The organism is Denitratisoma oestradiolicum (assembly GCF_902813185.1).
Lineage (GTDB): Bacteria > Pseudomonadota > Gammaproteobacteria > Burkholderiales > Rhodocyclaceae > Denitratisoma > Denitratisoma oestradiolicum.
Genome location: NZ_LR778301.1, coordinates 1,879,498 through 1,898,992, shown reverse-complemented (window position 1 = coordinate 1,898,992; position 19,495 = coordinate 1,879,498). Strand labels below are relative to the sequence as shown.

20 protein-coding genes are annotated in these 19,495 nt (G+C 59.4%); 19 read left to right on the top strand and 1 reads right to left on the bottom strand.

Annotated elements, in window-relative coordinates; translation table 11 throughout:
- Positions 1 to 84 precede the first annotated feature (84 nt).
- The 17 genes from DENOEST_RS08775 to radC all read left to right on the top strand — a co-directional run bounded on the left by DENOEST_RS08775 (position 85) and on the right by radC (position 17,651).
- Entirely contained in the window at positions 85 to 1,182 is a 1,098-nt protein-coding gene (locus DENOEST_RS08775) for a recombinase RecT (RefSeq protein WP_170228061.1), read from the top strand.
- Positions 1,179 to 1,391, top strand: coding sequence for a hypothetical protein (locus DENOEST_RS08770; RefSeq protein WP_145769022.1), 213 nt, complete (start codon positions 1,179 to 1,181; stop codon positions 1,389 to 1,391). The genes DENOEST_RS08775 and DENOEST_RS08770 overlap by 4 nt, the downstream gene beginning before the upstream one ends.
- 35 nt (positions 1,392 to 1,426) lie before the next feature.
- Positions 1,427 to 1,747 (top strand): hypothetical protein, encoded by a 321-nt coding sequence (locus tag DENOEST_RS08765; RefSeq protein ID WP_145769021.1) that lies wholly within the window; start codon positions 1,427 to 1,429, stop codon positions 1,745 to 1,747.
- A gap of 79 nt (positions 1,748 to 1,826) precedes the next feature.
- Positions 1,827 to 3,506 (top strand): PRTRC system ParB family protein, encoded by a 1,680-nt coding sequence (locus tag DENOEST_RS08760; RefSeq protein WP_145769020.1) that lies wholly within the window; start codon positions 1,827 to 1,829, stop codon positions 3,504 to 3,506.
- 84 nt (positions 3,507 to 3,590) lie between these two features.
- A complete protein-coding gene (locus DENOEST_RS08755; protein ID WP_145769019.1) occupies positions 3,591 to 4,010 on the top strand; it encodes a PRTRC system protein E in 420 nt (139 codons plus the stop codon).
- A gap of 10 nt (positions 4,011 to 4,020) precedes the next feature.
- Positions 4,021 to 4,407, top strand: a complete 387-nt coding sequence (locus DENOEST_RS08750) for a PRTRC system protein C (protein ID WP_145769018.1) — start codon at positions 4,021 to 4,023, stop codon at positions 4,405 to 4,407.
- A gap of 113 nt (positions 4,408 to 4,520) precedes the next feature.
- A complete protein-coding gene (locus DENOEST_RS08745) occupies positions 4,521 to 5,597 on the top strand; it encodes a PRTRC system protein F (RefSeq protein WP_145769017.1) in 1,077 nt (358 codons plus the stop codon).
- A complete protein-coding gene (locus DENOEST_RS08740) occupies positions 5,594 to 6,412 on the top strand; it encodes a PRTRC system protein B (RefSeq protein WP_145769016.1) in 819 nt (272 codons plus the stop codon). Before DENOEST_RS08745 ends, DENOEST_RS08740 begins: the two co-directional genes overlap by 4 nt.
- A complete protein-coding gene (locus DENOEST_RS08735; protein ID WP_145769015.1) occupies positions 6,412 to 7,065 on the top strand; it encodes a PRTRC system protein A in 654 nt (217 codons plus the stop codon). Before DENOEST_RS08740 ends, DENOEST_RS08735 begins: the two co-directional genes overlap by 1 nt.
- Complete coding sequence (locus DENOEST_RS08730) at positions 7,040 to 7,843, top strand: PRTRC system ThiF family protein (protein WP_145769014.1); 804 nt, start codon at positions 7,040 to 7,042, stop codon at positions 7,841 to 7,843. Before DENOEST_RS08735 ends, DENOEST_RS08730 begins: the two co-directional genes overlap by 26 nt.
- Positions 7,844 to 8,124: 281 nt before the next feature.
- Positions 8,125 to 8,484 (top strand): hypothetical protein, encoded by a 360-nt coding sequence (locus DENOEST_RS08725; RefSeq protein WP_145769013.1) that lies wholly within the window; start codon positions 8,125 to 8,127, stop codon positions 8,482 to 8,484.
- Between the two features lie 87 nt (positions 8,485 to 8,571).
- On the top strand, positions 8,572 to 9,147 hold the full coding sequence (locus DENOEST_RS08720) for a hypothetical protein (protein WP_145769012.1): 576 nt from the start codon (positions 8,572 to 8,574) through the stop codon (positions 9,145 to 9,147).
- A 132-nt stretch (positions 9,148 to 9,279) separates the two neighbouring features.
- Positions 9,280 to 14,280 (top strand): DEAD/DEAH box helicase family protein, encoded by a 5,001-nt coding sequence (locus DENOEST_RS08715; RefSeq protein ID WP_197970562.1) that lies wholly within the window; start codon positions 9,280 to 9,282, stop codon positions 14,278 to 14,280.
- A gap of 427 nt (positions 14,281 to 14,707) precedes the next feature.
- Positions 14,708 to 15,772, top strand: a complete 1,065-nt coding sequence (locus tag DENOEST_RS08710) for a DUF7146 domain-containing protein (RefSeq protein WP_170228060.1) — start codon at positions 14,708 to 14,710, stop codon at positions 15,770 to 15,772.
- Positions 15,773 to 15,782: 10 nt separating this feature from the next.
- A complete protein-coding gene (locus DENOEST_RS08705) occupies positions 15,783 to 16,046 on the top strand; it encodes a hypothetical protein (protein WP_041098875.1) in 264 nt (87 codons plus the stop codon).
- Between the two features lie 122 nt (positions 16,047 to 16,168).
- Positions 16,169 to 16,966, top strand: coding sequence for an ArdC-like ssDNA-binding domain-containing protein (locus DENOEST_RS08700; RefSeq protein ID WP_145769010.1), 798 nt, complete (start codon positions 16,169 to 16,171; stop codon positions 16,964 to 16,966).
- Between the two features lie 85 nt (positions 16,967 to 17,051).
- Positions 17,052 to 17,651, top strand: coding sequence for a RadC family protein (radC, locus tag DENOEST_RS08695; protein WP_145769009.1), 600 nt, complete (start codon positions 17,052 to 17,054; stop codon positions 17,649 to 17,651).
- 84 nt (positions 17,652 to 17,735) lie between these two features.
- On the opposite strand, the gene DENOEST_RS08690 is transcribed toward radC, so the two are convergent.
- Positions 17,736 to 18,380: a LexA family protein gene (locus DENOEST_RS08690; RefSeq protein WP_145769008.1), complete on the bottom strand. Its 645-nt coding sequence runs from the start codon at positions 18,378 to 18,380 to the stop codon at positions 17,736 to 17,738.
- A gap of 81 nt (positions 18,381 to 18,461) precedes the next feature.
- On the opposite strand from DENOEST_RS08690, the gene DENOEST_RS08685 reads away from it, so the two are divergent.
- On the top strand, positions 18,462 to 18,764 hold the full coding sequence (locus DENOEST_RS08685) for a flagellar transcriptional regulator FlhD (protein ID WP_145769007.1): 303 nt from the start codon (positions 18,462 to 18,464) through the stop codon (positions 18,762 to 18,764).
- A complete protein-coding gene (locus DENOEST_RS08680) occupies positions 18,742 to 19,230 on the top strand; it encodes a FlhC family transcriptional regulator (protein WP_170228059.1) in 489 nt (162 codons plus the stop codon). The genes DENOEST_RS08685 and DENOEST_RS08680 overlap by 23 nt, the downstream gene beginning before the upstream one ends.
- Positions 19,231 to 19,495: the final 265 nt, after the last annotated feature.

Here is a 19,495-nt window from a genome sequence, read left to right as displayed (position 1 = left end):
TTTTGTAGGTCATCAACCCCGGCGGGGATACCCATCCCCGTCATGGGAGACAGGTGTCTTCGCCATTCTTCTTTGGAGAAAACCATGTCTCAAACCCTACGCAACATCCAGAAGTCCCGCCAAGGCGTTCAGTCCAACGTGGTGCCTTTCCCGGCCATGCTGGAGCAGTTCAAAGGCGAAATTGCCCGCGCACTGCCCAAGCACTTGAGTCCAGATCGCATGGTGCGCATCGCTCTGACCGCGTTCCGCATGAACCCGAAACTGGCCCAGACCGATCCCCGCAGCGTCTTTGCGGCGGTGATCCAGTCCAGCCAGCTCGGGCTCGAAGTCGGCCTGATGGGCGAAGCGCACCTGGTGCCCTTTGGCAATCAGTGCCAGTTGATCCCCGGCTATCAGGGGCTCATGAAGCTGGCCCGCAACAGCGGCATCGTGCAGGACATCTACGGTCACGAAGTTCGCATCAACGACAAGTTCGACATCGTCCTGGGCCTTAACCGGACCCTGATGCACGAACCGTTGAAGAAGAACGGATTCCCTGCCTCCGACGAGGAGCGCGGTGTGATCGTGGGCTTCTATGCCGTCGCGGTGTTCAAGGACGGCACTCGCACGTTTCACGCCCTGTCGAAGGAACAGATCGAACAGGTGCGCGACAACTCGCGGGGCTACCAGATGGCCAAGAAGTACGGCAAGGAAAGTCCGTGGGATACGCATTTCGTCCCGATGGGCCTCAAGACCGTGATTCGCCGGCTGTGCAACTTGTTGCCGAAGTCGCCCGAACTGGCGATGGCGCTGGCGCTCGATGAAGTGACCGAGCGTGGTGAAAACCAGAACATCGGCATCACCGAAGCCATCGAAGGTTCCTGGGCGCCAATCATCGATGAGGAAACGGGGGAGATCATTCAACCCACGACCGAGTCCGGTGACAAGGAAAGCAAGTCTGACAAGGCCGGGTCGCCTAAAGTTGCGGAGCCTCAAGCCTCCGGCAAGCTGCTGCAGGACACTCTGGCCATTATCGGCAGGGCGGCCACGACCGACGAACTGGATGAAGTCTATGTCCGGGCCGAAGGTTCGTTCGAGGGCCCCGAGCTGGAACAGGTGCTGCGCGCCTACCGTAGCCGCAAGTCTGCACTGGCCAATCCGTCTTCCTCGGCGAATGACATTTTCGGGGAGGATGGCAAATGACCATGCTCGGTGACACGGAGTTCGGAGCCATCCGGATCTGTGCGCGGGCGGTGCAAGTGCTCGACAAGGTCGGATTTCTGACCCTGAACAAGGAAGACGATGCCGCTGTGGTACTGGCGCGCAACGAACTTCTGAGCGTGATTCAGGGCAACGGCTATCAGTTGGAGTACGACAGCTACCGCCTGGTCAAGGCCGGCGACCATCACTAGCACAGGCAATTCACGTGCTGATGACGGAGATGGCCATGCACAAGGAAAGCGGTCAGGACCATCGACCCGATCCAGCTCGCATGGCAGGACGTGAAGCGAACTTCGATGACGAGATCCCATGGACCGAGGATGACATCCTGCGGCTGCATGGTCTGCTTCTGGAGAAATCGCTGCACGACCTGTTCGATCTGAGGGTGTCCGCCAAAACGCGGGCAGACATTCTCGATTGGATGCGGGCGCCACGTTCGGAGTCCGGTGCTTTTACCTACCGGGCGTGTTGTCGTCTGTTTGGCCTCGATGACGAAGAAATTCGGGATCGGGTGCTGGAACGTTACCGGCGGCGACACACTCATTGACGATTTATTTCACCCCTGGCGGGACAGTCGCATTCCCGTCCGGGGATGCGGCTGCCTGCCTTTTTTCATTGGAGGCATCATGCAACTGCAAGCATCAATCAAGGTCGGGAACATCCTTCCCGGCCGCAATCCCCGAGGCTACTTCGATCCCTCGGAAATGACGGCGTTGGAAGATTCTGTGAAATCCAAGGGCGTACTGCAGGCGATCCTCGTTCGCCCCCGCGATGCGGGGCGTTACGAGATCGTCGCCGGCGAGCGTCGCTGGCGTGCAGCAAAGAAGGTGTTCGGGGACGAGTATGAAATCCCGGCACTGGTGCGCGATCTGGACGATGGCGAAGCCGACGAGGCGGCGCTGATCGAGAACATTCAGCGTGCCGACATGAGTCCGACCGAAGAAGCCGAAGCGGCAGCCAAGATTCTTGGTCGCTGTCAGGGGGATCGGGACGAGGCCTCGCGTCGTCTGGGATGGTCGCGAACCACGCTCGACAAGCGCCTGGCGCTGATGAACTGTTCGGAACGGGTCCGTCGGGCCTTGTCCGAGCGGCGCATCCAGCTGGGTCACGCAGAGCTGTTGGCTGCGGTCACCCGCGACAAGCAGGATGCTGTGTTGGAGAAGTTGCTGTCACAGTCCAGTCTGCCAACGGTCGCCCAGTTTCGCGGGCAACTTGAGCAGATCTCACGGGCGTTGAGCAGCGCCATCTTCGACAAGGACGAGTGCACGTCGTGTCCCCACAACTCGGGGAACCAGCAGGCACTGTTTGGCGAGGCGATTGCCGCCGGACACTGCACCCACGGGGCGTGTTTCGATGGCAAGACCGAGGCGTCACTTGACGTGAAGAAGGCATCACTGGCCGACGACTATCCGACCATTCGGATCGTCCGACCCGGCGAGAACTTCACGCTCCTGCGACTGCTGGCGGAGGGCGATACCGGGGTGGGCGGCGAACAGGCGAAAGCCTGCCGCGCCTGCAAGAACTTCGGTGCCGCGATCTCGGCTGTGCCGGGCAAGTTGGGCAATGTCTATCCCGACCTGTGCTTCGATGCGAGCTGCAATGCCAAGAAGGTGGCAGCGCGCATCAAGCTGGAAAAGGACAAGGCAACGCCGGCGGAAGGTTCTGCGAAGACAGCGTCAGGCAAGTCGGCAACTCCTGCCAAGTCATCCGGCAAGGCCGAAGCCAAGTCGGAGGCCAAGGTCCAGGACTCGCAACGGGTCAAGGACTACCGGCTGGAAGTCTGGCGCAAGGCGCTGCGTCGGGAGTTGATGGCCAACCGTGACAACAATCTCACGGTACTCATCGCTCTGGCGTTATCGGGAAATGCCCGGCATATCAGCGATACCAAGCTGGGCAAGGCATTCGCCGCGATCACCAAGCAGGAGTTCACCAGCTTCGTGTTCAAGACGGATGAGGCAGCACGCCTGGTTGCGCAGTCGGATGAGTCTGTTCGGGACAAGCTGTTTCTGGGACTGGCGGCATCCGCTGCGGACGGCATTGAGGAAAAGACCCTGGTCCAGCTCCTCAACTATCTCGAGATCGATCTCGGGCGGCACTGGAAGCTCTGTGAAGAGTTTCTCAAGCTGCTCACCAAGAGCGAAATCGAGGCGATGTGCGACGAGATCGGCTTGAAGGCAGCGATGGGCGGGGCATTTGCCAAGGCCATGAGCGGCAAGAAGGACGACATCGTCAAGGCGCTGTTGAACGTGGCGGCCTTCCCTTATGAGGGCAAGGTGCCGCGGTCGATGCGTTTCAACATCGCGTAAGACAATTTCTTTCCACCCAAGCGGGGACCACGTTCCCCGCAAGGGGCGTGGTGCGCCTGCCATTTTCTCTTTGGAGGTACCACCATGTTTTTTCAGGAACTCAAATCGTTGTTGGACGGCTGCGCGGCACTGGCAGTCACGTTGTCATCTGCCCGGGAAGGATTGATCACCGTCACGGTGCGACCCACCCCGAAAGATGCGAAGGATGCCGAGGCATTGGCGATCCCGTTGGTCCTGACCGGAACGGCGGAGGAGCTGGATGCACAGTTCGTCGGTCTGCTTCGCAGCTTTGCTGAAGAGCACCAGTCGCTTGCCGAGCAATTGGAGGCGACCCGCAGCATTCTTGAAGCGGCGAAGAAAGACGCCAGCAAGAAAGCCGAAGGCGCGCTCAGGAAAGGCACCGCCAAGGTAACGGCGGCGGCCGATGTCGATGATGACAATGAAGTCGAGAGCGGGACGCCGGCAGTCGCCGATGTTTCGGTCGAAGACAACCTTTTCGCATGAGGAGGCGGTCATGACCATTACCGTTCAGAAGCTTCAGCGTTCGTTTGCCTACAACGGCATTGCCTTGCCCGATCCCGGCTGCGATTTGTCGACGGAGCAGGTGCGGGATGTCTATTCCGCCACCTACCCGGAGATCACGACGGCCTCGATCGAGGGGCCGGAGCAGAAGGGTGATCGATTGATCTACACCTTCCGGCGTGCCGTCGGCACCAAGGGTGCCTTGTCGGCCAATGCATCGCGAACCTCCCGGATCGTGGTGCGGCGGCGCGATGACGGCCTGAGCTATGTCGAACCGCAATCGGCTGTTGTGACACCGGTTGAACGCCTGACGATCGCCTTGGGACGATTGGTCAGGTGGCTGGATCGGCGTTGGCCTGTCGTCCTGCGCAAGGAGTAGGTCATGGTGTCGCTCAAGGAACGGCTGCAAGCCGCTGCCGATGGCGACTTCTCGCACTTTGAAGGCGGAATCCCGAACGGGGTTCCTGCCTTCGATCACGAGGAGATGAAACGATGCGTACAAGCCTTGCAACGCTTGGTGATACGGTCTCAAGCAACCGTCGCACCCGGCGATCGCTGTCAGGTGGCCGCTTCCATCCAGGCCCTGATCCTCTGAGCCTGCCGCAGTTTGGCGCTGGCCTCACGGTCAGCCTCAATCCCAGTCTCGATGTTCGTCGCTGGGCGATGCTGGCCTTACGCTGGCTGGAGGTTGGGGAGCTTCCCGAGTCTGCGAGCGGTCTGCCGCCTACGCTGGTGCAACAAGCGTTGGTTGCGTGGATCAACCGCATGGTGGGGCAATTGCAGCACATTGCCTTCGAGGTTCATGCGGCCGCTAGTCCAGCAACATTGGGCTATGGATCGCTGTTTCCCGATGCCAGTGACGACGATGCCCGGTGGTACTGGGCCATCCAGTCTGAACAGGTGGAATGGCTTGGCATGAAAGATCGGCTGACCCGGATCGAGACCTTATGTCCCGGTCTGGGCGAGACGGCGCTGCATTGGTTGCAACGGGCTTCGGGGCGCACGCTGTATGCCCTGACGCCGCAATCGGCGCGCGATCTGTGCGAGTACATCCACTGGCAAGGGAGTGGCGATCAGGCCGACTGGCTGGAAGAAATGCGCTCGATGGGAATGACCGAAGAGGATCTGGGGGATGCAATTTCTCCGGATTGGTATGACGGTCATTTCCCGGATTGGGTGCTTTGCGCCAAGCCGGTGCTGGATGAGGATGCCCTGTCAGGCATCCAGGCCACTTTGCCTGAAGTCGCTCCGGTGGCTGCCGTGGTGCTCGAAATCGGGCAGTTGCTGGCGGACGGCGGGCAGCTTCCCGGCCTGGACGGCATGGAGGTCGAGTGCGTCTATTTCGGGGCCTACCTGAGGTGGGATGTCGATGACCCCATGGATCGGGTGTTCGATGACTTTATCGAATACGCGAACTGCGCCAGCGATGGCTATACCGATCTGTTCGGCGCCCAGGCGGTCCCTCTCGATGCCGAGGGGTTCCATGTCTGGCTCAACAAGACCGGTCTGGGGTTGCAGTTGTTGTCGTCACTGGATCGGCTACTTGCTCTGATCGCCGAGCCGCTGTGAGTTCCATTAACCCGGTGCGGGTGATGTCCTGCCCGCCGGGCTCGACACGCCTGCGCCATTTCAACAAGGAGGTCGCGATGGCGATCAATGTCAGTACGTTTTCCAGCGAACAGTCGTATCGGCTGACTCATGCCGTGCTGGTCTATCAGGATGCGCAACGAAAGCCCGCTTTCGTGTCTGTCCATGATGTGGGATCGGACGATGGCAATCGTCCGGTCATTCAAGCAGGCGTTCCGGCCAGCAAGGCGGGACTGTTGGCGCTGATGCGGATTCTCGATCCTGAAACGCTGCTCAAGCCGGCCATCAAGCCGGCGCATGTGCTCGCGGAAGGATCGGGGTTCGTCGTCTGGTACAGCTTCCCGCAGGACAGGCAGGTCTGGTTCGACTGCAAAGAACTGGGTGCACGTACCGCGCGCGTTCCCTGTCCGGGACTGGTGTTCGTGGTGACCACGAAGGCATGGAAGGTGTTTGCGTTCAAGGGGCGGCAACGTCCCGATGCCGATAAGCCGCTGTTCGTCGCGCCATTCTTCAATGTCTGGCAAAACGGCACGATCTGTGTCGGTAGCGCCCGATTGCCGAAAGGCGATCAGGTGCACAACCACCTTGCCTGGGAGGAGGCCTTTTTCCGCTCCTACTTCACGCATCCGAACATCCATACCCCAAGGGGGCTGACCCGTTACCGGGCCGGTCCGTTTGCCTTGTGGCGGGATCTGCTGGAGGGTCGCCTGAGTCGCTTTCCGACGCGCACGCTCGTTCCGACGGGCTTGACGTTACGGCAAGCTTTCGAAGCAGCCGTGATTGAAGGAGAGGCCTGATGGATGCGAGAGACATAGCATTGCAGCAGTCAGCGCCGGTGGTGGCGGTGCCGCGTTACGGTGGCTTCACTCCCTTGTCCGACAATGGTCATCGCTTTTTGGTGACGGGCGACGGCCTCTGGCTTGAAGCTCGGCGACCATGGCTGTACCTACGGGTGCCGCTGGCCAGTCAGAAGAGCGTGCCTATGCCTTATGGCTGGGTAGGCAGGGAACTGTCACTTACCTTTGGCAAGATTCCGTGCCATCTGGTCACGGAGTTCTACCGGTATGCCCTTGATCGGTGTCCGGAGGAATGCGTGGGCTGGATCGTGTGGAACGCTACGTCGGGGGAAATGCGGCTGGTGTTCCCGCCGGAAGTTTCGGCGGGATGCTGTCATGTGCGCTATCACCGTCCGCTGCTCGACGAGGATGAACATCTGGTAGTCGATCTGCATTCCCACGGTCGCTTGTCAGCGTTCTTTTCGATAGAGGATGATCGAGATGATCGCGGCGAGTTCAAGATTGCCGGCGTGATTGGCAATTGCGATCGCGGGCAGTGTTCGACGGCGTTTCGTCTCTGTGCCAATGGGCTGTTCGTGCCGTTGGCATTCGACGCTACCGGTTTGAGCGATCAGGCAGGAGGAAGCGATGGCTATCCATCATCTTGCGCCTGAGTTGCTCTCGCGGGAGGTTCGTGTCGCCGTGATTGGGGCCGGGGGAACCGGTTCCCAGATGCTGATGGGTCTGGCCCAGCTGCACACGGCCATGCTCGCGCTGGGCCATCCCGGTGGTCTGGATGTGACCGTCATCGATGCCGATCAAGTGTCGGAAGCCAATGTGGGGCGGCAGATGTTCTATCCGTCCGACGTGGGGTTGCCCAAGGCCACGGTGCTCGTCAATCGCATCAACATGGCGATGGGCACCGGCTGGAAGGCGGAGACAAGGCGAGTGACTGCAGCCGAGAGTTTGCGCACCGATCTGGCGATTGGTTGTGTGGACAATCGTCTGGCGCGCAAAGCAATCCTGGAGTCGGTGGGACGCGCTGGCGGCGGGTATTGGCTCGATCTGGGCAACCGCTTGCATGATGGTCAGGTCATTCTCGGCGTTGTGCCGGCTCGTTGGGCCAAGCCCGATGCGAACCGGCTGCCTCATGCCGGCGATCTTCTCCCGGAGATCGTCGATGAGTCGCAGGAAGCCGAAGATGACACGCCATCCTGCTCGCTGGCCGATGCCCTCGACAAACAGTCGCTTTTCGTCAATCGCGGGGTCTCGCTGTATGCCCTGAATCTGCTGTGGGAGTTGTTCCGCTACGGCCAGATCGCCTATCACGGTGTTTTCGTGAATCTCAAAAATGCCCGGACGACACCGCTTCCCGTCGATCCGGCGGCATGGTCCCGATTCGGCTATCCCAAGCCTGCGCGCCGTCGTAAGCGCAAAGGGCAGGGGAGTTGAGGGTGGGAGCCATTTTCCCGGTGCATGCGCGTTTGCGTGTGCCGGGTTTTCCAGAACGGGTTGTGCATTTCCGTAGCCCGCTGTGGAAAACCCGAGTTTGGCCGTTCCCATATGGGAACGACTGAAAAGCGGTAGCTGGCCGCGCCAAACAAACAGCATTTCTCAACCCTGTGGGGGCTTGCTCCCGACAGGGTCGCTGCCTCCCGATTATTTACTGGAGGCACCATGAAGCACGATGTACGAATGCTGCGCGAAGCGATTCGCGTGGCAAGGGGATGGTCATGATGTTCGATCGCTATCCCCGCTATGAAGGTTTTCGGGATACCCCGAGAAAGCGTTCAGCCGTTTTGCGCAAGCAGAAGGCAGAACGCGAGGCCTTGCCGCTTTTCGCGGATCAGGTCGCGGCATTGCAACCCTCGGTAGATGAAGTCATGACCCGCCGTGCACAGCGTGCCGACGTCGTCGAGGTCGAACGGCGCCAATTCACCGCCAAATGGTGGCGAATCGCCCGGCATACCTATTTCGGTTTGCCGGCGGAGCAGAAAGCCAAAGTTCAGGTCCGCTGGCATCGCTGGTGGGGGCCGCGCAATTCGAGCTGTCTGCTCTACCTGTGTTCGCAAGCCAAGGCGGAACAGCTGTAAATCCATTCGGCCTCACGGCCATCACCCGTCCGGGGACATCGCCCGGAAGGGATAGGTGTCTCCGGCATTCAATTCTGGAGGCATCACATGTCGTATCGCATCGAGTATGACTGGGTGGCAATTCGTCTGCCCAAGGAACGTATCGAATCCGCCTACGAGGACCATTTCATTCTGGCTTCGCTGGGGGGTGACAACAATGTCTATCGGCAGGATGGCAAGCGTCCGCGTCGGTGGTCCTGCATGGCCCTGGGCATGTCCTGGCAGGTCATGCAAACCGTCGTGGAGTTTGCGGCCGCCTGTGAAGGCGGATCGCTCAAGCCGCATGGTCGCTGGATGAAGCCGGAGGCCTACATCGCTCGCCTGCGGCGGGTGGCGGCGGATGCCGTCTCATTGGAGGAAGCCAGAAACCGGGGCGTCCGGGTTTCACTCTGTATCGATATCGACACGCAGAAGATGCGCGATCGCTACGACGCCGAGTGCCTGGCCAAGCTCCGCGAAAACCGGACCGGTCTGGCGCTCAACGGCAGCGGGGACGGTATCGAGCGCTTCATCCTTTCCATCGACGATGACGCCGACTTGTCGGCCTTCGTTCGCTATCACTGGTTGAGTGATTCCAAGTCCCTGTGGCGAAAGATCGAAGTCGGCGGGCGCGGCGAAATGTAGGCAGTCGTCTTTGCATCACCCGGTCGGTTGTCAGGGCTCGCGCCTTCGGCATCCGATCCACCAATGTTTCTCAACCCATCCGGGGACACCCCCCGGAGGGGGAGCGTGTCTCCGGCTTTTCAGGAGACCCGTATGAAACTCAAGAAACTCGCGGAGGTCACGATGTGGCTTCCCGGATTTGCCCCGGACGATCCATTGCCGGAGGCAAGATGCACGGCGGAAATCATCGCCTTTCCCTTGGTCAGCCAAGTACATGACGCGGTACTGATCATCGATGAAGGAAAGTCGAGCGACATCGCAGAACGGGTTGTCGAAGTGGCTGCCGACGTTCCGGCACCCAAGCCACTCCGCTCGGTATGGCCCGCGCTGGATGGCTCTCTGCACGCGATTTTGCGTGGGGAGGTCGGTAAGTTCGAGGCGAACCTGGCAGCGATCGAAGTTTTGTCGTTGCTGGATGCCGAGAACCGATTTCCGACTGACGAAGAGCGATCCATCCTCAATCGGTATACCGGATGGGGCGGGCTTCCCAAAGCGTTCAATCCCGAGCAGGACGATCCATCGTGGCGGGCGAGAGCCGAGTCATTGCCGGATCTGTTGGGCGAGGATTACACGAGCGCCAAGGGGAGTGTGGTCAATGCCCATTACACGGCAGTCTTCGTGATCGATGCGATCTGGGAAGCGGTGCGCCGACTTGGTTTTCGGGGTGGTCGCGTCCTCGATCCCTCGGCAGGTACCGGATATTTCATCGGTGCCATGCCAAAGGAACTGGCCGAAGTATCGGAAATCACGGCCATCGAAATCGACCGTCTGTCGTCGCGGATACTGTCGCGCCTGTATGGGCAACACGGGGTTCGTACCTTGACGGTGGGCTTCGAGAAGGCGCGATTGCCCAAAGACTGGTTCGATCTGGTGATCTCGAATGTTCCCTTCGGGAACTATCAGGTGCCGGATGATCGGAATGTCCCTTATGCAAATTTCCTGATTCACGATTACTTTTTCGGACGTGCCTTGGAAGTGACCCGTCCGGGTGGTCTGGTGGCGTTCATTACGTCGGCCGGAACACTCGACAAGTGGGAAGACCGGGCGCGGCGCTACATGGCCTCCCAGGCAAGGCTGCTGGGGGCGATCCGTCTGCCGTCCGGGACTTTTTCGCAGATCGCCAATACCGACGTCACGACCGATATCGTTTTTCTCCAGAAGTTGGGGGCAGGCGAAAAGGACACTGACGACTGGATCAGCGTGGTCGAAGCGCCCTATGCGATGTGCGATGGCTACCGCCGTTTGTATGTCTCGAACTGGTATGTCCAGAACCCGGAGATGCTGATCGGGCGCATGGGACAAAAGTCGAATGGCTATGGCTTGTCGAATGCCGCCATTTTCGATGGCGATATCGGCACTGCTTTACGGGAACGGATTGCGCGTTTGCCAGAGGGCGTTCATCACCCCCGGGCGGCGAGAAATTCCGAGCCCAGTGGCAAGCCGCAGCGCGACATTCGTGTCGCAGCGCCGGAGTTCGTGAAGCCGGGCGCATTCTGCCTCACCAACGATGGCCGTTTGGCTGTCTCGGAAGGCCAGGAGCTGCTGGTCGTCGAGGGAAGGGTATCGGCAACGGCCGCCAAGCGCATCGTCGGCATGATGGCGATTCGTGATGCGGCGAGGAAGTTGCTGCATGTCCAGCATCTCACGGATGACGATGGCCGTCTTGGCAGTTACCGCACGATGCTCAACATGGCCTATGACGGCTTTGTGGCGCGGCATGGTTACCTGCATGCCAAGGCCAACAAGCTGGCATTCAAGGGAGATCCCGACCTGCCATTGCTGTTGTCTCTGGAGAATTACGATCCGGAGGGCGGCGTGGCGGAAAAGGCCGATGTGTTCTTCCGTCGGACCGTGGGGGTCGTCCGCAAGGTCGACCGCTGCAATACGCCGGAAGAGGCCCTGTTGGTGTCGCTGCATGAGCGCGGATGTGTGGATGTTGCGTTGATGGCATCCCTGCTTGGGCAGGCGTCATCGGCGTTCCTCCCGGACATGGCGGATCGCGGTCTGATCTTCCTGAATCCGGAAACATCGCAGTGGGAAACCGCGGATGCTTACCTGGCCGGGAACGTGCGCAGCAAGCTGGAAATGGCAGAAGCAGCGGGCGGAGAATTTGTTCGCAATGTGGATGCCTTGAAAGCGGTGGTGCCTGCTGATCTGGGGCCGGGAGAAATCGATGCCCGGATCGGATCGACCTGGATACCGGCGAGGGACTATGCCGAATTCCTCGATCAGTTGCTGGAGTGCGAGGGATGCACGGTGGAGTTCTGTGCGGAAGCCGGGGCGTGGAACATCGATGTGCCCTGGCAAGGTGAACGGTCGGTCGCATCGACCCAAACCTTCGGTACCGGACGTATCTCGGCAGGCGAGTTGTTTGTCGTGACGCTGAACCAGATGGTGCCAACGATTCGGGATCGCGATCCGGTGACCGACCGGTACTTCGTGAACACGGAGGAAACCATTGCCGCACGTGAGAAGCAGCAGGCGCTCAAGGAAGCATTTGGTGCCTGGGTGTTTGCCGATGCGAATCGCTGTGAGCGCTTGGTCAGGCTGTACAACGACCAATTCAATTCTGTGCGCTTGCGGGAGTTTGATGGGTCGGGCCTAGCTCTGCCGGGCTTCTCCGAAGTGTTCAACCTTCATCGGCATCAGAAGGACGCCATCTGGCGCATCGTGTCGGGCGGGGTGAATACCTTGCTGGCCCATGTGGTCGGTGCTGGCAAAACCCTGACGATGATCTGTGGCGGTATGGAGTTGAGGCGTCTGGGAATGGCCAGCAAGCCGTGCTATGTGGTGCCAAACCACATGCTGGAGCAGTTTGCAGCGGAGTTTTTACGAGCCTATCCCGGGGCCAACATCCTGATGGCGAGCAAGGACGACCTGGTCGGCGACAAACGCCGGACGCTGTTGTCACGAATCGCCACTGGGGATTGGGATGGCGTGCTGATTACCCATGCCTCTTTCGAGAGGATCAAGATGAGCGACGAGGCCATGACCACGTTCATTGAAGCGCGTGTCTATGAGATCGAGTGTGCCATTCGGGCCTCGAAATCGCAGAAGCGGGGGAATCGGATCGTCAAGGAGCTGGAGCGGGCCAAGAAGAGCTGGCTCGCGCGGTTGGAGAAGCTGGCGGCGAAGTCGAAGAAGGATGACATGCTCACGTTCGAGGAACTGGGCGTCGATTTCCTGTTCATCGACGAGGCGCACTACTTCAAGAACCTCTACCGGTTCACAAAGATGGCACGGGTCGCAGGACTGCCCAATGCCAACTCGGAACGTGCTTTCGATATGTTCGTGAAGACGCGGCATGTGATGGACAAGCATGGCGGCCGGTCGGGGGTGGTGTTCGCAACAGGAACGCCGGTATCGAACTCGATGGCGGAGATGTGGACCATGCAACGCTATCTGCAACCCGCGACGCTGCGGGGGAATCATGTGGCGCAGTTCGATACCTGGGCGGGCAATTTCGGCGAGTCGGTGACGGCCCTGGAGTTGTCGCCCGATGGTGGGGGATACCGCATGAACACGCGGTTTGCCCGCTTCGTGAATCTGCCCGAGCTGATGACGATGTTCCGCGAAGTGGCGGACATTCGAACGGCGGACATGTTGAAGCTACCGGTGCCGCGTTTCCATCTGGAGACGGTGACAGCGAAACCCACGGCGGCCCTGAAGGCGTTTGTGGCAACGCTGGTGGAACGTGCCGAAGCTATTCGCAATGGCACTGTGTCACCCAACGAGGACAACATGCTGGCGGTAACCAACGATGGCCGCAAGGCTGCGCTGGACCTGCGGCTGGTAGTTCCTTGTGCGCCGGAGGCACCGGATGGGAAAGTGAGCCTGTGCGCCGAGCGGATTCATGGCATCTGGCGCGATACGACGGCTTTCCGCGGCACTCAGGCCGTGTTTTGCGATCTGAGTACGCCAACGGACGATGGACGGTTCAGTGTCTATCACGTCATACGGGCGAAGCTCGTGGAGATGGGGGTTCCGGGAACGGAGATCGCCTTCATCCATGACTTCGAGAGCGATACCGCGAAGGCCGAGTTGTTCAAGGCCGTACGGGAAGGGCGGATTCGCGTTTTGTTGGGCAGCACCCTGAAAATGGGGGTGGGCACCAATATCCAGACGCGCCTGGCGGCATTGCATCATCTGGATGCGCCATGGCGTCCGTCCGACGTCGAGCAGCGGGAGGGACGCATCATTCGTCAGGGCAACCTGAATGAGGAGGTGCGTATCGTCCGTTACGTGACGGAGGCCTCGTTCGACGCCTACATCTGGCAGACCCTCGAAACCAAGGCACGCTTCATCGCCCAGGTGATGCGGGGGGATACCGGGATGCGTAGCGCGGAGGATGTGGAGCTGGCGGCGCTGTCCTATGCCGAAGTGAAGGCACTGGCGTCCGGCAATCCGCTGGTCATGGAAAAGGCCGGCATCGATGCCGAGGTCGCCAAGCTGTCCTTGCTCAAATCCCAATGGGACAACCAGCGATGGTCCAACCAGAGGGAGTCGGCCACCTTGCCCGGTCGCATCGAGAAACTCCGGCAACGGATCGAGGCGATCGAAGCGGATATCGCCGATCGGGTGGATGTTCGTGGCCAGCGTTTTTGCATGGTGATCGACGGTCAGCGTTATGTGGATCGTACGGAAGCCGGCAATGCGCTCGTTCGGTACTACGTCGACGCCAAGGCCAGAACCCGGAAGATCGGGAACTGGAAGACTTCTACGGGGGAGATCGTCGTCGGGCAGTTTGCCGGCTTCGATCTGGCGGTGTCGATACCGACGGCGGCAGCCGATGGACCAAGCTTTCTGCTGAAAAAGCGGCGAGCCTACGTGGCACATCATTCCGACAATCCCATCGGGATGGTCAGGGTGATCGAAAACGTGGCCAACGCTCTGGAAGGCAGGCTGGCGGAAGTCCATGAGGATCTGGCACGGGCAGAAAAGCGCCTGGCCGACATCCTCGCCGAGATATCCAAGCCCTTCGACAAGGAGGATCGACTGACGCAATTGCTGGTGCGCCAACGCGAGATCAATGCCAGTCTCGATCTCGACAAGGGCAATGCCGGCGCGATGGAAGCGGAAACCGAAGTCGCGTGAAGGTGTTGTGAGGGTGTGCCGCTGTTGCCCGAATGGGTGACGGCGGACATACCTGTCTTGCACTGCATGGAACTGTTTCAGTGGAAAGCCGAAGTCGAGCCAAAAAGGGCGCATTTCAAAATCCGAGAGGGGGATCGGGTGCGTAGCATCGCATCCAGTTTCCTCCCTCCTGTGTCCACTTACCCGGCGCGCACGCTCTGTGCGCCGGGGCTTTTCAGAACAGGTTCGATGCGCAATTCGAGCCTGCTGTGCAAAGCCTGAACATGGGATTCAGTCTGACGCCGTAAGGCATTGGACGGACGTGTGGTAGCTGGCCACGAGAAAACAAACAGCATTCATCAACCCCGCCGGGGAGCTATTCCCGGACGGGATCGCTCCATGCCGCGCGGAGATTTCCACACGGAGTTTTTACATGGAGGCATCGACAATGAAGCACGAGTACGAGACGCAGCAAGTCAAGGAAGATGCGCGAGGTCGCTGGGAGCGGGTTCTGCTTGCTCTCGCGTCACCGCTGAAAGCCGCACTGGAACGGACAGGCAAGCATGTGCCTTGTCCGGTTCACGGCGGTCGGGATGGCTTTCGCCTGTTTCGGGATGTCGCCGATACGGGGGGAGGCATTTGCAATACCTGCGGCAGTTTTGCCAACGGGTTTGCGCTGCTGATGTGGATCAATGGATGGGATTTTGGCCAGACGATCCGCGAAGTGGCTGAACAGGTCGGCAGCCGGTCGCGCAGTGCCAAATCGGCGGCGGATAAATCCGAGGATGAGATGCGTCGGGAGCAGCTGAATCGCACCTGGCGGGAGTCTGTGGCCTTGTCCCATCCGAGCGCCGAGCCGGCACGGTTATATTTGGCTCGTCGCGGTCTGTCGGTCAAGGTGCCTGAGACGCTGCGGTTTCATGCAGCACTCGGATACTACGAGGACAACCGGCGACTTGCTGATTACCCGACCCTGATTGCGCAAGTGACGGGGCAAGGTGGCGATGCAGTCACCATCCACCGAACCTATCTCACCCCCGAGGGCCGTAAGGCGCCGGTCGATTCCCCCAAGAAGCTGATGCGCCATCCCTTGGCGCGTCAAATGACCGGGGGCGCCATTCGGCTGGTGCCGGCGAATCATCGCCTGGCAGTCACCGAGGGGATCGAGACGGCACTTGCCGTCACCGAGGCCACGGGCATTCCCGCCTGGGCTACTGGTAACGCGCATCTGCTGGCGACTTTCCAGCCACCGGCCGGCATCGACCAGATTCTGGTCTTTGCCGACAAGGACCGGCCCTCACGCCAACATCCGTCCGGACACGGGCAGGAAGCGGCGCGTGAGCTGGTCAAACGGCTGTGGTCCCTGGGTATCCGTGCCGGCGCCATTGCACCGGCCATGGAGATCCCCGAAGGCAAGAAGGGAATCGACTGGCTGGACGTGTTCGTTCTTGAGGGTAAAGCGGGATTTCCCGCCTTGGTCAGCGTGGAGCAAGCGCTGCATCAAGCCGCCTAGGAGAGCGGTCATGTACGGCGTTATCGATTTCAGTCTGATCGACACCATGCCGGGTGGGCAGGGCGCGTTTGCTCCGCCGGCAGGATGGCAAGGCGATTATCGGCAATTCCTGCGCACGCGCTTCGACTCCGATTGCGGTGCGCGTCAGCACATTGCTGTGGTCGGAAGGCGACTCTTCATCAAGATCGAAGGCAAGCCCAGCGAATTCCTTGGGCCGCATGCAGTCGAGGCCAAAGAGTTTGCCCTGTCGGTGTGGTCGGCAAGAAGGAAGTAGCAGAACCGGAAGTCCATCGGATTTTCCATCAGTCATCCGGCTTCGACCGGAAATTTCATCCCACGGGGAACGCATTGCTCCCCAACGGGGACGGTGCCTCCCCATTTTTCTTTGGAGGCATCATGCATGACAAGTTTGCACCCCTGCTCACGCAGGCGCTCTCGGAGCCCGGAATCGTCAGTGCCGCTTATGGCCGGTTCCATCGCTTCAGCATCGGCAACCAGATTCTGGCAGCCATTCAGTTGCAAGAGCGCGAGCTCCCCATGGCGCCGATCGCCAGTTTCCTCCGATGGAAGGAACTGGGACGCTCCGTCACCAAGGGCCAGAAGGCGTTGTCGCTCTGGATGCCGATCACGGTCAAGCGCCGTGAACCGGAGTCCGACGACGAATCGATGGAAGAAAACAGTCGGTTGCTGACGCTATTCAGGCTGGCACCACGCTGGTTCAGCCTGGATCAGACCGAAGGCGAGGACTACGTCGAAGCCATCGAATCGCCCCAGTGGAATGCCGAAGCTGCCTTGGCGGAACTCGGTATCTCGCAGGAGCCATTCGAGTTCATGGATGGGAATGTGCAGGGCTATGCGGTCAAACGGCGAATTGCCGTGAGTCCGATCGCCGAGTATCCGCACAAGACCCGGTTTCACGAAATGGCGCATGTGGTGCTTGGCCATACCGAAGAAGGCGATTGCCATGACGCCGCGACGATCCCGAGAAGTATTCAGGAGGTCGAGGCAGAGGGCGTGGCCTTCCTGCTGTGTTCCATCCTCGAACTGCCCGGACGCGATGAGTCGCGAGGCTACATCCAGTCCTGGCTCGATGGCGATGTATTGCCGGAGAAGTCGGCGCAGCGGATTTTCAGCGCAAGCCAGAAGATCCTTGCTGCGGGAAAAACCGCTGACGAAGCGGGCGTGTTGCAGTAATCCAAATCCATTCATTTCACCCTATGGGGCGACTCATCGCCCTTTGGGGGAGGGGCCGTCCTGCAATACTTTGGAGGCACCCAAGATGATGAATCAAACCAACCGTGAGCTACTGGACATCCTGCTCGGATCGTCGGCGGCCAATTGTCTCAATCGTTCGCTGGCTGAGCTGTTTGGCCTGCGGCGAAATTTTCCGGCAACCGTTCCAGGTATTGCTGAGGAGATTCCGGCGTATGCCGTTTCCGACCGGCTGCTTGCGGCGCGGGAACTGCTGCGACGTGCGCTGGAGGAAACTTTAACGGACCCTTCGGACTCTCTGGCATCTCCCGATGCCGTGAAAAGCTACTTGAGATTGTTTCTAGGAGGTCAGGAGTATGAGAGCTTCGTGGCGCTGTGGCTCGATGCCCAGAACCGGTTGATCGCCGGCATGGAGATGTTTCGCGGTACGACCACGCAAACATCGGTGTATCCACGCGAAATGGTGCGTGTTGGTTTGAAGCTGAATGCGTCGGCGGTGATCGTTGCACATAACCACCCTAGTGGTAGCGCGGAGCCATCACGAGCCGACGAGATGCTGACACAGCAGCTTCGTCAGGCGCTTGCGCTGGTTGACGTTAAGGTGCTCGATCACTTCATTGTGACCGATGCCTCGGTCATGTCCTTTGCAGAACGGGGACTGATTTAACAATTTGGCCCCGCATACCAATTGGTGTGCGGGGTCATTTTATTGGTAATAGCGTATTACATATTAGATGCGCTATCGTAATGGCTAACGAATTCGGCCAGAAAAAATCACCGTTCCCATTAGGATGATCTCCGATGTGAGCGGTAGGATTGGGTTGGGCCAACACGGGTTCAGTGTCTTGAGAAACTGGCCTTCCGGCGTCTCTACGAATCGCCTGAATAGTCCGCCTTTCGGGCTGACTGCGACAACATCGCAACCGTGCGTGAGTTTCACGGCCGGATCAACAAAAATCACTTCACCTTCCCGATAGCCGTCTTCACCCACCATGGCTTCCCCAATTACCGGCAGAGCGAAGCACATATCGCTATGGGGTATCGGGCAAATCAAAGCTTGGCCCGGCGGCATATCGCCCGAGTACGGGACGTGGGTCAGCGTTTCCCAGCGTCCGATGGGTACTGCACCCTTGTCAAACAAGCGTACTGAAATGGGGTCTTGCCCCGTGAGTTGCTCGGGTGTGACGCCCAGCACGCCGCTAATTTTCTCCAAAGTTTCGCGGCGAGGTTTCTTGGCCTTGTTGCGTTCCTTGAGGATGCGATTGATCGCGGGCTGGGAGACTCCGGAGCGGTGCGCTAAGTCAGTCTGATTCAGGCTGTGCTTGTCCATCAGCGCTTCCAGAATCTCTGCGACGGGGTTTTGTCCAAGGAAGGTTGCCTCCATAGCGGTCGTCATAATTTATTCCTTGTGGCAGTTACATTTAGGGTAATTGTAATATAAAATGCGCACTCGTGACCATTCATTGGAATTTATATTATGGAACAGCGCGACATTCTCAAAATCAACCGGCAGCTTCTCCTTCTGACCCGTCAAATGGCCAACGACAGCGATGCCGCCGAATTGATGACAGGTCTATCAAAGCCCGTCATCGACAAGATTGCCACCTTGGATATGGAAGAGATCGAAGAGTTGGCTGAGACAGTCGGTGTCTCGCTCTATACCTTGCGGTTCTCCGATTCGGTATTCACCCGGTTATTGCAACTGCCACGAGATGCTCGAAGTACGTACGCCGAGGCAACGCTGGCAGGCAATAGTCGTGGCGGCGCTACTTTCCCCTGAGGAGTTGGAAAATCATCGGATAGCCCACGAGCTGGTCAGACTGAAGCTCAGGCTACCGATCGTGAATCATCTGACCCAGATTCATATCAAGCCACTCCGACTTCGCTGGCGCGTGATTCATGCCGAAAGTCCGCCGAATGGCAGGCTCCCCGAGTCGGTTCGACCTTTCATCATCGATGCCCTCTCGGCGGCAGAGCTGGCGAGTTTCGTCGCAGTGTATCAACGCCTTGGTGGCGCTGATGACAGCAGGGTTTCTGCCCCGATGCTGTTACGGGCGAGGGAAATACATCGGCGGATGGCGCATCGGGAACTCGATATCAATGCCGCCTATTTCGCCGTGCGAGACGTTCGCGCCAAGATCGTCGAGTGGCGGAGATGTGGTCGCTGCCAGACCTACTACATCTTCGACATAAACGAATTCCACGCCCGATCCTGCCCATACTGCGAGTTAAGCAGCAGAGGATGATCAGGGCATAAATCGGTACCAGAGCGGCGAATTACAAACTGCCCTTGAGCCGTTGTATCAGCTTGGTCGCCGTTGCCCTTTGATCCGGCTTTGACACGTCCTCGGTTGCTGGAGATTCTCGGACCGACGGTGGTGGCAGTCTTTGTACATCTCTGAGACCAAGCAAAGCCAGTATCCGAAGTCGCTCGGCCCGGTCTCGGAGTTGAACATTCGATAGATCCGCAACAAGTTCCGGGTAAATGCTGGTCGGGATTTTGACGACGAC

Excerpts from the sequence above, each read along its gene's own strand:
- DENOEST_RS08755 (WP_145769019.1), top strand. The coding sequence starts at position 3,591 with ATGTTTTTTCAGGAACTCAAATCGTTGTTGGACGGCTGCGCGGCACTG.
- DENOEST_RS08770 (WP_145769022.1), top strand. The coding sequence starts at position 1,179 with ATGACCATGCTCGGTGACACGGAGTTCGGAGCCATCCGGATCTGTGCG.
- radC (WP_145769009.1), top strand. The coding sequence starts at position 17,052 with ATGATGAATCAAACCAACCGTGAGCTACTGGACATCCTGCTCGGATCG.
- DENOEST_RS08720 (WP_145769012.1), top strand. The coding sequence starts at position 8,572 with ATGTCGTATCGCATCGAGTATGACTGGGTGGCAATTCGTCTGCCCAAG.
- DENOEST_RS08730 (WP_145769014.1), top strand. The coding sequence starts at position 7,040 with ATGGCTATCCATCATCTTGCGCCTGAGTTGCTCTCGCGGGAGGTTCGT.
- DENOEST_RS08760 (WP_145769020.1), top strand. The coding sequence starts at position 1,827 with ATGCAACTGCAAGCATCAATCAAGGTCGGGAACATCCTTCCCGGCCGC.
- DENOEST_RS08765 (WP_145769021.1), top strand. The coding sequence starts at position 1,427 with ATGCACAAGGAAAGCGGTCAGGACCATCGACCCGATCCAGCTCGCATG.
- DENOEST_RS08710 (WP_170228060.1), top strand. The coding sequence starts at position 14,708 with ATGAAGCACGAGTACGAGACGCAGCAAGTCAAGGAAGATGCGCGAGGT.
- DENOEST_RS08750 (WP_145769018.1), top strand. The coding sequence starts at position 4,021 with ATGACCATTACCGTTCAGAAGCTTCAGCGTTCGTTTGCCTACAACGGC.
- DENOEST_RS08735 (WP_145769015.1), top strand. The coding sequence starts at position 6,412 with ATGGATGCGAGAGACATAGCATTGCAGCAGTCAGCGCCGGTGGTGGCG.
- DENOEST_RS08715 (WP_197970562.1), top strand. The coding sequence starts at position 9,280 with ATGAAACTCAAGAAACTCGCGGAGGTCACGATGTGGCTTCCCGGATTT.
- DENOEST_RS08685 (WP_145769007.1), top strand. The coding sequence starts at position 18,462 with ATGGAACAGCGCGACATTCTCAAAATCAACCGGCAGCTTCTCCTTCTG.
- DENOEST_RS08700 (WP_145769010.1), top strand. The coding sequence starts at position 16,169 with ATGCATGACAAGTTTGCACCCCTGCTCACGCAGGCGCTCTCGGAGCCC.
- DENOEST_RS08690 (WP_145769008.1), bottom strand. The coding sequence starts at position 18,380 with ATGACGACCGCTATGGAGGCAACCTTCCTTGGACAAAACCCCGTCGCA.
- DENOEST_RS08775 (WP_170228061.1), top strand. The coding sequence starts at position 85 with ATGTCTCAAACCCTACGCAACATCCAGAAGTCCCGCCAAGGCGTTCAG.
- DENOEST_RS08725 (WP_145769013.1), top strand. The coding sequence starts at position 8,125 with ATGATGTTCGATCGCTATCCCCGCTATGAAGGTTTTCGGGATACCCCG.
- DENOEST_RS08705 (WP_041098875.1), top strand. The coding sequence starts at position 15,783 with ATGTACGGCGTTATCGATTTCAGTCTGATCGACACCATGCCGGGTGGG.
- DENOEST_RS08745 (WP_145769017.1), top strand. The coding sequence starts at position 4,521 with ATGCGTACAAGCCTTGCAACGCTTGGTGATACGGTCTCAAGCAACCGT.